The 12,461-nt window shown below is 68.6% G+C and carries 12 protein-coding genes; 7 read left to right on the top strand and 5 right to left on the bottom strand.

Annotation, left to right across the window (positions count from 1 at the left end):
* Positions 1-13: 13 nt before the first annotated feature.
* The 5 genes from tsaE (at position 14) to AB4Y64_RS02095 (ending at position 6,294) form a co-directional block, all read left to right on the top strand.
* A complete protein-coding gene (gene tsaE / locus AB4Y64_RS02115) occupies positions 14-517 on the top strand; it encodes a tRNA (adenosine(37)-N6)-threonylcarbamoyltransferase complex ATPase subunit type 1 TsaE (RefSeq protein WP_441815212.1) in 504 nt (167 codons plus the stop codon).
* An 87-nt stretch (positions 518-604) separates the two neighbouring features.
* Positions 605-2,302 (top strand): N-acetylmuramoyl-L-alanine amidase, encoded by a 1,698-nt coding sequence (locus tag AB4Y64_RS02110; RefSeq protein WP_441814795.1) that lies wholly within the window; start codon positions 605-607, stop codon positions 2,300-2,302.
* A 126-nt stretch (positions 2,303-2,428) separates the two neighbouring features.
* A complete protein-coding gene (gene mutL / locus AB4Y64_RS02105) occupies positions 2,429-4,285 on the top strand; it encodes a DNA mismatch repair endonuclease MutL (protein ID WP_441814794.1) in 1,857 nt (618 codons plus the stop codon).
* Positions 4,286-5,239 carry a DUF1684 domain-containing protein gene (locus AB4Y64_RS02100; protein ID WP_441814793.1) on the top strand — a complete coding sequence of 318 codons (954 nt, stop codon included), beginning with the start codon at positions 4,286-4,288 and terminating at the stop codon, positions 5,237-5,239. It begins immediately after the preceding gene.
* Positions 5,240-5,304: 65 nt separating this feature from the next.
* Positions 5,305-6,294: a TraB/GumN family protein gene (locus AB4Y64_RS02095; RefSeq protein ID WP_441814792.1), complete on the top strand. Its 990-nt coding sequence runs from the start codon at positions 5,305-5,307 to the stop codon at positions 6,292-6,294.
* A gap of 23 nt (positions 6,295-6,317) precedes the next feature.
* Here the strand turns inward: AB4Y64_RS02095 and rnfB are convergent, their stop codons facing one another.
* The 3 genes from rnfB to AB4Y64_RS02080 form a co-directional block, all read right to left on the bottom strand.
* Positions 6,318-6,731, bottom strand: coding sequence for an Rnf electron transport complex subunit RnfB (rnfB, locus tag AB4Y64_RS02090; protein ID WP_441814791.1), 414 nt, complete (start codon positions 6,729-6,731; stop codon positions 6,318-6,320).
* A 67-nt stretch (positions 6,732-6,798) separates the two neighbouring features.
* Entirely contained in the window at positions 6,799-8,883 is a 2,085-nt protein-coding gene (gene metG / locus AB4Y64_RS02085; RefSeq protein WP_441814790.1) for a methionine--tRNA ligase, read from the bottom strand.
* Positions 8,884-8,990: 107 nt separating this feature from the next.
* On the bottom strand, positions 8,991-9,449 hold the full coding sequence (locus AB4Y64_RS02080; protein WP_441814789.1) for a DUF2147 domain-containing protein: 459 nt from the start codon (positions 9,447-9,449) through the stop codon (positions 8,991-8,993).
* A 220-nt stretch (positions 9,450-9,669) separates the two neighbouring features.
* Here AB4Y64_RS02080 and apbC point away from each other — a divergent pair, with 220 nt between their 5' ends.
* Complete coding sequence (gene apbC / locus AB4Y64_RS02075) at positions 9,670-10,782, top strand: iron-sulfur cluster carrier protein ApbC (RefSeq protein ID WP_441814788.1); 1,113 nt, start codon at positions 9,670-9,672, stop codon at positions 10,780-10,782.
* An 85-nt stretch (positions 10,783-10,867) separates the two neighbouring features.
* On the top strand, positions 10,868-11,437 hold the full coding sequence (gene dcd, locus AB4Y64_RS02070; RefSeq protein WP_158730638.1) for a dCTP deaminase: 570 nt from the start codon (positions 10,868-10,870) through the stop codon (positions 11,435-11,437).
* Positions 11,438-11,495: 58 nt separating this feature from the next.
* On the opposite strand, the gene AB4Y64_RS02065 is transcribed toward dcd, so the two are convergent.
* Together AB4Y64_RS02065 and pcp are read right to left on the bottom strand one after the other, a co-directional pair.
* Positions 11,496-11,792, bottom strand: a complete 297-nt coding sequence (locus AB4Y64_RS02065) for a hypothetical protein (RefSeq protein ID WP_441814787.1) — start codon at positions 11,790-11,792, stop codon at positions 11,496-11,498.
* A gap of 10 nt (positions 11,793-11,802) precedes the next feature.
* Positions 11,803-12,459, bottom strand: a complete 657-nt coding sequence (gene pcp / locus AB4Y64_RS02060) for a pyroglutamyl-peptidase I (RefSeq protein ID WP_441814786.1) — start codon at positions 12,457-12,459, stop codon at positions 11,803-11,805.
* Positions 12,460-12,461: the final 2 nt, after the last annotated feature.

Here is a 12,461-nt window from a genome sequence, read left to right as displayed (position 1 = left end):
GAGTTCAGAAGCGATGAATGAAATCTGGTTGGCCGATGCCGAAGCGACCGACGCACTCGGTGCGCAGCTTGCACGCACGCGCCCAGCCGATGCCGTTGTGCATCTGCACGGTGATCTGGGCGCAGGAAAATCAACGCTCGCTCGCGCGTTGCTGCGCGCACTGGGTGTGCGCGGTGCGATTCGCAGTCCGACGTACACGCTTGTCGAACGCTATCCGCTCGCCGATGGTGGCGAAGCGTGGCATCTCGATCTGTATCGCATCGCCGATGCGGGCGAACTCGAATTCCTCGGTCTCGATGGCGCGGAAGTCCGCTTGTGGCTGGTCGAATGGCCCGAGCGCGGCGTCGGAGCGCTGCCAGCGGCCGACCTGACCGTGGACTTGGCCATGCAGGGCGGCGGGCGACGGGCCCGGCTGCTGGCGGGGACGGCGGCCGGTGAGGCCTGGCTCGGCCGACTGGCCGGGCTGGCCGGGCCGGCCCGGCCGGCCCCAGGGCAGGGAGTTGCGCCCGACTCCTGAACGGTTTTGCAGGAAAGTCCGGCAGGTCATGGATTCGTAAGGGAAAAGTGCTTGCAAATTCATTGGCGCGGTGGTTGACTACCGGCCATGCGCGTAAAGGCCGCCACCGTCCAGAAGTTTCTGCTCGGCCTAGCGCTGCTCGCCGCCCTCGCCTGGAATCTGGCGCATGCCAGTGAAATCAAAGGCTTGGAACTGAGCGCCGGGGCCACCGGCACCCGAGCCGAGATCGCCCTCGACGGCGCCGGCGAATTCAAGGTCATCAGCCTCAAGGGACCCGACCGCCTGGTCGTGGATCTTCCCGCCTCCTCGCTGGCGCGCGATTTCCACTTGCCCACTAGCGCAGGCGTGGTCAAGTCGGTGCGCACTGGCCAGCCGGCTCCCGGCACTTCGCGCATCGTGTTCGACCTGTCGCAGCCGGTGACGGTCCTCAAGCCGCGCATCGAGCAGGGCGCCAACGGTCCGCGCCTGGTGCTGGAATGGCCGGGCGATGGCGCCGAGCCGATCGAAGGCATCGCCACGGTTGCCGCGCCGACGGCGCCGCCACTGGCGCAGGTGCCGGCTCCGGCCCCCTCGGCCGCCCCGCCGGTAGCGGGCCCCGCGTCCACGCCGTCGGGAACGACGCCGGCGATGGCAAGCGCAGCCACGACGCCCCAGCAGACGCCTTCGCCAGGTGAGGTCAGTGCCGCGTCGTCGGAAGCCACGACGCGCCTGATCTCGGCCATCGTCGCCGGTCACGGCGGCACGACGGCAGCGACGGCGCCCGCCACTAGTGCTGCAAGGATTCCCGGATCGACCGCCGCCTCGGCGCCGGTGCCGGCTCCGGCCGCCTCGTCCGCCGCGCCGCTGCCGACCACTGTCGCCACCGGCGTGCCGACCCGCATCGCCACCGGCCAGCCGACGCTGATGCCCGGCGCGACGGTTGCTGCTGCGGCTGCGCCGTCCGCAACCCCGTCCGCAACGCCGCCCGCGCCCGCAGAGGCGCCGGTCAAGACCATGAAGGACGTGATGCGTGGCCGCGGCATGCGGCCGCTGGTGATCGCCATCGACGCCGGCCACGGCGGCCAGGACCCTGGCGCGCTCGGCCCGTCGGGCAAGCGCGAAAAGGACGTCACCCTGGCCATCGCCCGCGAGCTGGCGCGGCAGATCAATGCCACGCCGGGCCTGAAGTCGTACCTGGTCCGGGACAGCGACGTGTTCGTGCCGCTGCCGCGGCGCGCGCAGCTGGCGCGCCAGGCCAAGGCCGACATGTTCATCTCGATCCACGCCGATGCCGCCGAGAACCGCGCCGCCAAGGGCTCGTCGGTGTACGTGCTATCGCTCAAGGGCGCGTCCTCGCAGCGTGCGCGCTGGCTGGCCGACAAGGAAAACGCCTCCGACATGATCGGCGGCGTGCGCCTGGAACAGACCAGCAACACCCTGGCCTCGGTGCTGCTGGACCTGACCCAGAGCGGCCACATGAAGGCGTCGGAAGACGCCGCCGGGCACGTCCTGGACGGCCTCAAGCGCGTTGGCAGCAACCACAAGCCCAATATCGAGCGCGCCAACTTCGCCGTGCTGCGGACTTCCGACATGCCGGCGATGCTGGTGGAGACCGCCTTCATCTCCAATCCGGATGAGGAGCGCCGGCTGACCGACCCGGCGCACCAGCGCAACCTCGCGCGCGCCGTGCTCGACGGGGTCAACACCTATTTCACCCGCCAGCCGCCGCCGGGCACGATGTACGCCGCGCGCGCCGATGCGACGTATGTGACCTCCGACGTCGGAGCCGGTGGCGGCAGTCCGTAGGGCCATCAGCAAGGCCGGGCGGGCCGGGCTTTGGGCGAAGAGTGCCTCGCGCCCTCGGAACGGGGTCTGCGTCGGCTATCATCTGCATCGTTTCCTCCGACGACGCAGGACTGCGTCGCCCAGGCCGTGACGATCCGCCAACTCCCCGACACCCTCATCAACCAGATCGCGGCCGGCGAGGTCATCGAGCGCCCGGCGTCCGTGGTCAAGGAACTGGTCGAGAATGCCCTCGATGCAGGCGCGCGCCGCATCGACATCGACCTGGAAGAGGGCGGCGTACGCCTGATCCGCATCCGCGACGATGGCGGCGGCATCGCCGCCGACGAGCTGCCGCTGGCGATCCAGCGCCACGCCACCAGCAAGATCGCCTCGCTCGACGACCTTGAAGGCGTCGCCACGCTGGGCTTTCGCGGTGAGGCATTGCCGTCGATCGCCTCGGTCAGCCGTTTCGCCTTGACCTCGCGCCGTGTCGGCAACGACCACGCGGCGACGCTGGACGTCGAAGGTGGCCGCATCGGCGCGGTCGTGCCCAGGCCGCACCCGCAGGGCACCACGGTCGAGGTGCGCGACCTGTTCTTCAACGTGCCGGCGCGACGCAAATTCCTGAAGGCCGAACGCACCGAGCTTGGCCACATCGAGGAGTGGCTGCGGCAGCTGGCGCTGGCACGCCCGGATGTGGAGCTGCGCGTCTCGCACAACGGCAAGCCGTCGCGACGCTGGAAGGGCGAGGGTGACCTGCTGTCGGAAGTGCGCCTGCACGAGGCGCTCGGCGAGGAGTTCGCACGCAACGCGTTGCGCGTGGACCATTCCGGTGGCGCGCACAGCGAGGGCTCGGGTCAGGGCCTGCGCCTGCACGGCTGGATCGCACAGCCGGCCTACAACCGCGCCAGCGGCGACCAGCAGTACCTCTACGTCAACGGCCGCGCCGTGCGCGACCGCAGCATCGCCCATGCGATCAAGCAGGCCTACGCCGACGTCCTGTTCCATGGGCGCCAGCCGGCCTACGTGCTGTTCCTCGAACTCGACCCGCGCCGGGTCGATGTGAACGTGCATCCGGCCAAGCACGAAGTCCGCTTCCGCGATGCGCGCCTGATCCACGACTTCGTCTATCGCACGCTGCAAAGTGCGCTGGCGCACACGCGCGCCGGTACGGTCCCGGGCGCGGCGGCCGACGCCGCGGGCGTTGCAACCTCAAGCTTGGGCGACGCCAACGCATTTTCCGCATCGGGCATGCACGGGTCTGCGCCGCAGGCGTTGTGGCGGCAGGAGCAGTCGCCGCTGCCGATGCAGGTCGCCGAGGCGCGCTCGGGCTATGCCGCGCTCTATGGCGCGCCGCAGCCGGCAATGGCCGCAGCCTCGCCGATGGCCATGCCGATGCCGCAAGGCGGCGACGCGACCTTGCCGCCGCTGGGCTACGCCATCGCACAGCTGCACGGCATCTACGTGCTGGCCGAAACGGCCGAAGGGCTCATCGTCGTCGACATGCATGCCGCGCACGAGCGCATCGGTTACGAGAAGCTCAAGAGCGCGCACGACGGCGAAGGGTTGCGCACGCAGCCGCTGCTGGTGCCGGCGACGCTGGCGGTGTCCGAGCGCGAGGCCGAGGTCGCCGAACGCGAGGGCGAGACGCTGGCCGCGCTTGGTTTCGAAGTGACCCGCAGCGGCCCGCAATCGCTGACGCTTCGAAGCGTGCCGGCGCTGCTCGCCCATGGCGATGTCGAAGCGCTGCTGCGCGACGTCCTCGCCGACCTGCGCGAACACGGCGAATCGCGCCGCGTCGGCGCAGCCCGCGACGAACTGCTGGCGACGATGGCCTGCCATGGCGCGGTGCGCGCCAATCGCCGGCTGTCGCTGCCGGAAATGAACGCCCTGCTGCGCGAGATGGAAGCCACCGAGCGCTCGGGGCAGTGCAACCATGGCCGCCCGACCTGGGCGCGCTTCACCCTTCCCGAAATCGATCGCTGGTTCCTGCGAGGACGCTGAATGTCGGTAATTGCGAGTGGCACCCGATGCGCGCTGATCGTGGCCGTCCTGGTCGCGGCGAGCGCGTGCAGCAAGCCCGCCGGAGATGCCGGCAAGGCGACGCAGGACCAGGCCACGCAGGTGGCGTTCGCGCGCGACCTGGAGTTGTGGCGCGGCCAGCGCGTGGCCAACCTGACCAAGCCTGACGGCTGGACCAGCGTCGTCGGCCTGCACTGGATCGATCCGGGCCCGCACTACTTCGGCGCGTCTGCCGGCAACGGCATCCAGTTGTCGGTGGGGCCGCCGCACCTGGGCATGATCGATCTCAACAACGGCCGCCTGCGTTTCGTGCCGGAGAAGGGCCTGGCGCTCACCCTCGACGGCCAGCCGCTGCAGGGCGCCGCCGAGTTGCGCGCCGACGATTCGCCGACCGGTCCGAGCGTGATTGGTTTCGACGAAGGCAAGGGCCTGGTCACGGTGATCAAGCGCGGCGACCGCTACGCTCTGCGCGTCAAGCACGCCGATGCCCCCAGCCGTACCGGTTTCCAGGGCCTGACCTACTGGCCGGCGAGCACCGACTGGAAGGTCCAGGCGCATTTTGTCGCCCACCCGGCCGGCAAGACGCTGCCCATCGCCAGCATCATCGGCACCACCGACGAGGTGCCCAATCCGGGCGCGTTCGAGTTCGAACGCGACGGCAAGCAGTACCGCATCGAAGCGCTCGACGAAGGCGATGACACCCTGTTCCTGGTCTTCGCCGATCGCACCAGCGGCCATGGCAGTTACCCCGCCGGGCGTTTCCTCGATGCGCCCAAGCCCGGCGTCGAGGCGCGCGTGGTGCTGGATTTCAACCAGGCGTACAACCCGCCGTGCGCGTTCACCGCGTTCGCGACCTGTCCGCTGCCGCCGCCGGAAAACCGGCTCGACCTGGCCATCAATGCCGGCGAGAAGACCTACGCACACGCGACACCCTGAGCTTTCCCGCTGCACTTTCCCGACACCCCCAACCACGCGCCCAAAAGCCGAAGGACACCGTTCCGATGCGTCGCCTGAAGATGTTCTGCCTGACCGTGCTGGCCGCTGCCGGACTGGCCTCGGTGGCGTTCGCCGTGGAGAAGGTCGCGACGCCGGCGAAGGCGCCCAACGCGCCGGTCGCACCGGTCGCCGTGGCCAAGGCGCCGCCGCTGCCGCTGCTGTGGAAGGTGTCCGACGGCGACAACGCGGTGTATCTGCTCGGTTCCTTCCATCTGCTCAAGGACGATGACTACCCGCTGTCGCCCGACATCGACAGCGCCTTCGCCGCGTCCGACAAAGTCGTGTTCGAAGTCCCGCCCGAGCAGATGCAGGATCCGGCGATGGCGCAGAAATTCCTGATCGCCGCCGGTTACAGCGACGGTCGCACGCTCAGCCAGGTGCTGCCGGCGGCGATGCGGGAGAAGTTCAACCGGATCCTGGCCCAGAGCGGCGCTTCGATCGCGCAGTTCGACGGTTACGAGCCATGGTTCGTGAACCTCTCGCTGATGCTGGGCGTGTCGCAGCAGCTCGGCTTCAGCCCTTCGCGTGGCCTGGACATGTACCTGATGCAGCGCGCCGCCGCGGCGAACAAGCCGACCGCGGCCCTGGAAACCATCGAAACCCAGTTGCAGGTTCTCGATGCATCGCCGATGGACGAACAGATTGCCTCGTTGAAGGAGTTCCTCGACAAGCCGCAGGAAATGACGGGGCAGCTCGACGACATCCATTCGGCCTGGCGCGAGGGCGACGTTGCCCGCCTCGACAAGCTCACCGGCGAGGAGATGCGCGACAAGACCCCGCAGACCTATCGGATGGTCAACGTCGAGCGCAACCAGGCCTGGTTGCCGCAGATCCAGGGCATGCTCGACGGCGTGAAGAAGGGCGACACGCTGGTTGTGGTCGGCGCCATGCACCTGCTCGGCGACGACGGCGTGATCGGCATGCTGCGCGGCAAGGGTTACACGGTAGAGCGCGTGTGCTCGGCGTGCAGCCAGCAGCAGTTGTCGGCGCAGTAACCTGACTGCAGCTGGGCTCGCGCCTACCGCAGCGGCGGCAGCAGCACGATGCAGTCGACCGGGCACGCCGGCACGCACAGTTCGCAGCCGGTGCACAGCGGTTCGATCACCGTGTGCATGTGCTTGGACGCGCCGATGATCGCGTCGACCGGACAGGCCTGGATGCACTTGGTGCAACCGATGCAATCGGCTTCCACGACCACCGCAACCTGCGCCGGCTTGTGCTCGCCGCGCGCGCGGTCGTAGGGCCTGGCGTCCACTCCGAGCAATCGTGCCAGCGCGCGTGCGCCGGCATCGCCGCCGGGCGGACAACGGTCGACATCGGCCTGGCGCGCGGCCATCGCCTCGGCATAGGGCCGGCAGCCGGCAAAACCGCATTGGCCGCACTGGGTCTGCGGCAGGATGCGGTCGATGCGTTCGGTCAGGTCGACGGCCATCTTTGTGCGCGGGTCACAGGTTCGCGAGTCACTCGCGGGCGCCGGCGTGCCGGCGCCACGGGAGGCGTCAGCGGACCGGCATGCCCGGCTCGGCGCCACCATCGGCATCGAGCAGGAACAGCGAGCCGCCGTCGAATCCGGCCGACAGGATCATGCCTTCGCTGATGCCAAAGCGCATCTTGCGCGGCGCCAGGTTGGCGATGAACACCACGCTGCGGCCGACCAGGGTTTCCGGCTCGCCGTAGGAACCGCGGATGCCGGAGAAGATCTGGCGCTTGCCCAGATCGCCGGCGTCGAGCTCGAAGCGCAGCAGCTTGTCGGAGCCTTCGACGAACTCGCACGCCAGCACCTTGCCCACGCGCAGGTCGAGCCTGGCGAAGTCGTCGATGCCGATGGTTGCGCCGGCAGCGGCGGGTGCAGCAGCCGCGGCCTTCTCGACCTTTACCGGTGCGGCGGTCGACCTGGTCGCGGTGTCTGCGGCGGGCTGGGCCGGTTCGGGCTTCAGCGATTCCGTGGATGCGTCAATCATGTGTTCGATGTGCTTGGGGTCGATACGGGTGAACAGCGGCGTGTAGCTGCCGATGCGGTGGGCCAGCAACGGCGATTCCAGGTCGCTCCAACGGGCGACAGGCGCCGCCAGGAACGCCTCTGCCTGCGCAGTCACGCGCGGCAGTACCGGCCTGAGCGCGGCGTTGAGCACGCGGAACAGGTTCAGGCCCTGCGTGCAGACCGATTGCAGCTGCGCATCGGCGCCGTCCTGCTTGGCCAGCACCCACGGCTTGTGTTCGTCGATGTACTTGTTGGCCTCGTCGGCCAGCGCCATGGTCAGGCGCACCGCAGTAGCGGCCTCGTTGCGCGCGTAGGCCTCCGCGATCGGCGCCAGCTGCGTGACGAAGCGCGCGTACATCGCCGGATCGGGCAGGGCAGCGGCAAGCTGGCCGTCGAAGCGCTTCTCGATGAAGCCGGCGCAGCGGCTGGCGAGGTTGACGAACTTGCCGACGACGTCGGCATTCACGCGCGCGGTGAAGTCGGCCAGGTTGAGGTCGAGGTCATCGACGCCGCCGCTGGTCTTGGTCGCGTAGTAGTAGCGCAGCGCCTCGGGGTCGAGGCCGGCCTCAAGGTAGGTCCGCGCCATCACGAAGGTGCCGCGCGACTTCGACATCTTGGCGCCGTCGACGGTCAGGTAGCCGTTGACGTGCAGGCGGGTCGGTTCGCGGAAGCCGGCGCCGTGCAGCACCGCCGGCCAGAACAGGCCGTGGAAGTTGACGATGTCCTTGCCGATGAAGTGATGCAGCTCGGCCTTGCTGTCGCGGCTGAGGTACGACCAGAAGTCCAGGCCCTCGCGCTCGCACAGCGCCTGGAAGCTCGACAGGTAGCCGATCGGCGCATCGATCCAGACGTACAGGTACTTGCCCGGGTGGCCGGGGATCTGGAAGCCGAAGTAGGGGGCATCGCGGGAGATGTCCCACGCGCGCAGGCCGCCCTCGGCGTCCAGCCACTCCTGCAGCTTGGCCTTCACGCCGGGCACGGCGACGTCGCCGGACAGCCACTGGCGCAGGAACGCGTCGAACTGGCCCACCTCGAAGAAGAAGTGCTCGGACTCGCGCAGTTCCGGCGTGGCGCCACTGACCACCGAGCGCGGTTCCTTCAGCTCGCTGGGTGAGTAGGTGGCGCCGCAGTTCTCGCAGTTGTCGCCGTACTGGTCGGGCGTGCCGCAGTTGGGGCAGATGCCCTTGACGTAGCGGTCGGGCAGGAACATGCCCTTGACCGGGTCGTAGAGCTGCGCGACCGAGCGGCGGCTGATGTGGCCGTTGTTGTCGAGCTTGGTGTAGATCGCTTCGGTGAGGACGCGATTGCGCTCGGAATTGGTCGAGTCGTAATGGTCGAAGGCGACGCCGAAGTCGGCGAAGTCGCGCTCGTGGCTGGCCTGCATGCCGGCGATGAAGGCTTCGGGAGACTGCCCGGCCTTCTCGGCGGCGAGCATGATCGGCGTGCCGTGGGTGTCGTCGGCGCAGACATACCAGGCGGTGTGCCCGGCCATTCGCTGCGCGCGGCACCAGATGTCGGCCTGGGTATAGCCGACCAGATGACCGAGGTGCAGGTGCCCGTTGGCGTAGGGCAGGGCGCAGGAAACGACGAACTCGCGGGACATGGGGGGCCGGGACGCGTAAAGAGCGGGGGATTATCGCATGCGCGCTTCCCCCGCTCCCTGGCCGCGTGCGGCCTGTCCCTCCCCACGCGGGGGAGGGCAGAAACGGCTTACTGCTTGCGCATCCAGGTCTGGGTGCGGCCGAGCAGCGAGAAGCCCATGAAGCCGCGCACCTCGAGCTTCTTGCCGCCTTCGATCGGAGTGACCTTGACCGAATAGATCTTGCCGCTGGCCGGGTCGAGGATCTGACCACCCTCCCAGGTCTCGCCGTCCTGCTTGATACCCCACAGGATCACCATGCCCTTGACCGGCTTGTCCTTGCGGTCGCCCGAGCACTTGTCGCAGACCGGGTTGGGGCCGCGGTCGGACTGCAGGACCTCGGTCACGCGGCCGGCAAGGCTGCCGTCCTTGGCCTGGTAGATCTCGACGATGGACTTGGGCTTCTGGGTCTTGTCATCGATGGTGGTCCACTGGCCGACCGGCGTCGGCGTCTGTGCGGCCGCGGCAGTCGACAGCAGGCTCAACGGCAGGGCAGCCAGGAACAGCAGGGCAAGCAACTTCGTACGCATGAGTCCCCTCCCAGGGATGTTTCGGTTCACTCGGTTTCGGACCGCACCGGGATGCGGTTGCGGACCTTTATACCGCATCCGTTGGCGTATGGATGGGCCCTGGTCGAGGCTTTGGCAATGCCCTGGCCGGGCGGCATTTGCATGGCTGTTGACGCGCTCCAGCGCGGTTGGCGGCGGTTTTGCGGGACCTCGGGAATGGCGCCTGGAAATAGCACGTAACATGACGGCCCCAGCAATACCGCATCGAAGAAGGATCAAGGTCGCTGTCGTGAGTGAGTCCCTGCAAACCCAGATTGCCGCCCTCCGCCTGCCCGATACCGACGTGACGCTGGGCGAAACCGGCGCGCGTATCCGCGCCGTCGATGCCGATGGTCGGGTCGTGGTCGAGATCGTCGCCGGATTCCCCTGCGTTGCGCTGCAGCCGTGGCTGCAGGCGCAGGTCGCCACCCTGGTCGCGGCCGAAGGCCGGGAGCTGGCGCGGCTGGAGCTGCATTCGCGCATCGTTTCGCATGCGGTCCAGCCCAACGTCACGCCGATGCCGAGCGTGCGCAACCTGATCGCGATCGGCTCGGGCAAGGGCGGCGTCGGCAAGTCCACCACCGCCGTCAACCTGGCGCTGGCGCTGGCCGCCGAGGGCGCCCGCGTCGGCGTGCTCGATGCCGACATCTACGGGCCCAGCATCCCGACCATGCTTGGCCTGTCCGGACGCCCGGACAGCCCCGACGGAAAGACCATCGAGCCGATGCGCGCGCACGGCGTGGAGGCGATGTCGATCGGCCTGCTGGTCGAGCAGGACACGCCGATGATCTGGCGCGGGCCGATGGCGACCTCGGCGCTGACGCAATTGCTGAACGAAACGCGCTGGGGCGAACTCGACTACCTGATTGTCGACCTGCCGCCCGGCACCGGCGACATCCAGCTGACGCTGGCGCAGAAGATCCCCGTGGCCGGTGCGGTCATCGTCACCACGCCGCAGGACGTGGCCACGCTGGATGCGCGCAAGGCATTGAAGATGTTCGAGAAGGTGCAGGTGCCGGTGCTGGGCCTGGTCGAGAACATGGCCGTGCACGTGTGCTCCAACTGCGGCCATGCCGAACACGTCTTCGGCGAGGGCGGCGGCCAGCGCATGGCCGCGCAGTACGGCGTGCCGCTGCTGGGCAGCCTGCCGCTGGAAATCGCCATCCGCGAGCAGGGCGATGCCGGCGTGCCGGTGGTGACCGCGGCCCCGGACAGCGCCGCCGCGCGCGCCTACCGGATCACCGCCCGGCGGATCGCCATCGAGCTGGCGCGCCGCCCGCAGGTGGCCACGCCGCTCTCGGTGTCGCTGCTGTAGGTGCCGGTTCCTGGTTCATGGTGCCCGGTTCCCCATTCCGGCTCCGGCTGACACAATCCCCGTTCCCATTGCCTCCGAACACTCCATGAGCATCAAGTCCGACCGTTGGATCCGTCGCATGGCCGAGCAGCACGGCATGATCGAGCCGTTCGAGCCGGGCCAGGTCAAGACCGCCGCCGACGGCCACCGCATCGTCAGCTACGGCACGTCGAGCTACGGCTACGACGTGCGCTGCTCGCGCGAGTTCAAGGTGTTCACCAACATCAACTCGACGATCGTCGATCCCAAGCATTTCGACAGCGGCAGCTTCGTCGACATCGAGAGCGACGTCTGCATCATCCCGCCGAACTCGTTCGCGCTGGCACGCACGGTGGAGTACTTCCGCATTCCGCGCGACACGCTGGTGGTGTGCCTGGGCAAGAGCACCTATGCCCGCTGCGGCATCATCGTCAACGTCACGCCGCTGGAGCCGGAGTGGGAAGGCCACGTGACGCTGGAATTCAGCAACACCACACCGCTGCCGGCGCGCATCTACGCCAACGAAGGCGTGGCGCAGATGCTGTTCTTCCAGTCCGACGAAGTCTGCGAGACCTCGTACAAGGATCGCGGCGGCAAGTACCAGGGCCAGGTCGGCGTAACGCTGCCGCGCACTTGAGCATCAAGCCCCTCTCCCGCTTGCAGGAGAGGGGTTGGGGTGAGGGCAGCCTCGCGCCTCAGCGCCTGACGTAGGTGACGAAAAACCCCTGCAGGTCCCCATTCTCGGTGTAGCCCACCACGCTGGCCACCTGGTAGCCGTTGGCGTTGAACGCCCGGTGCGCCTGGTTGAGCTCGCTCGCCGAACCGCTCTTGCGCGCGCCCAGGTCGACATCGACATAGAGGCTGACGGTCTGCTGGCCGGCCTGCACCGCTTCGGCGGCCTTCTTGTCGTAGTGGGACTGGCCGGCGGCCAGCGCCAGGGCAGGGGCCAGCAGGCACGCGGCCAAAGCGGCCGCGATCACGATCTTGCGCATCGGGTGTCCTTCAGTGGGTCGTGCCCGCGGCGAGGCGGGCATCGTGTTCGACGGTCAACGCGGTGGCGATCGCCAGGCGCAAGGCCTGGCTCACCACCGCTGGCGGCAGGCTGGGCGCGCCGGGGTGGCGCGCCGCCTGCGCGGGAGCATACGGAATGTGGATGAAGCCGCCGCGGACGCCGTGCACATTTCGCAAAGCGTGCATCAGCCCGTAGAACACGTGGTTGCAGACAAACGTGCCAGCGGTCTGCGAGATCTCGGCCGGGATGCCGGCTTCGCGCAGTGCCGCCAGAGTTGCCTTGATCGGCAGGCTGCTGAAGTAGGCGGCGGGGCCGCCGGCGATGACCGCTTCGTCGATCGGCTGCGCACCGGCGTTGTCGGCGATGCGGGCGTCGTCGACGTTGATGGCAACGCGCTCCAGGCCGATCTGCGCCCGCCCGCCGGCCTGTCCCACGCAGATCACCAGCGCCGGCGCGGTCTTGTCCAGCGCATCGCGCAGTGCCTGCAACGACACGCCGAACTCCACCGGCAGGCAACGCGCGACGACGCGGTGGCCAAGGATCTGCTCGCCATCGAGGGCGGCCACGGCCTCCCAGCTCGGGTTGCTGTCCTCGCCAGCGAACGGGGCGAAACCGGTGAGCAGGATGGTGGGGAGTGTCTGGTTCATCT

The sequence above is a fragment of the Lysobacter sp. TAF61 genome, assembly GCF_052113485.1.
Classification (GTDB): Bacteria; Pseudomonadota; Gammaproteobacteria; order Xanthomonadales; family Xanthomonadaceae; genus Lysobacter_J.
The sequence above is the reverse complement of the archived record's forward strand: the minus strand, read 5'-3'. Positions and strand labels throughout refer to the sequence as shown.

Coding starts and splice junctions, on each gene's coding strand:
- tsaE (WP_441815212.1), top strand. CDS start 14: ATGAATGAAATCTGGTTGGCCGATGCCGAAGCGACCGACGCACTCGGT.
- AB4Y64_RS02110 (WP_441814795.1), top strand. CDS start 605: ATGCGCGTAAAGGCCGCCACCGTCCAGAAGTTTCTGCTCGGCCTAGCG.
- AB4Y64_RS02100 (WP_441814793.1), top strand. CDS start 4,286: ATGTCGGTAATTGCGAGTGGCACCCGATGCGCGCTGATCGTGGCCGTC.
- AB4Y64_RS02095 (WP_441814792.1), top strand. CDS start 5,305: ATGCGTCGCCTGAAGATGTTCTGCCTGACCGTGCTGGCCGCTGCCGGA.
- rnfB (WP_441814791.1), bottom strand. CDS start 6,731: ATGGCCGTCGACCTGACCGAACGCATCGACCGCATCCTGCCGCAGACC.
- metG (WP_441814790.1), bottom strand. CDS start 8,883: ATGTCCCGCGAGTTCGTCGTTTCCTGCGCCCTGCCCTACGCCAACGGG.
- AB4Y64_RS02080 (WP_441814789.1), bottom strand. CDS start 9,449: ATGCGTACGAAGTTGCTTGCCCTGCTGTTCCTGGCTGCCCTGCCGTTG.
- apbC (WP_441814788.1), top strand. CDS start 9,670: ATGACGGCCCCAGCAATACCGCATCGAAGAAGGATCAAGGTCGCTGTC.
- dcd (WP_158730638.1), top strand. CDS start 10,868: ATGAGCATCAAGTCCGACCGTTGGATCCGTCGCATGGCCGAGCAGCAC.
- AB4Y64_RS02065 (WP_441814787.1), bottom strand. CDS start 11,792: ATGCGCAAGATCGTGATCGCGGCCGCTTTGGCCGCGTGCCTGCTGGCC.
- pcp (WP_441814786.1), bottom strand. CDS start 12,459: ATGAACCAGACACTCCCCACCATCCTGCTCACCGGTTTCGCCCCGTTC.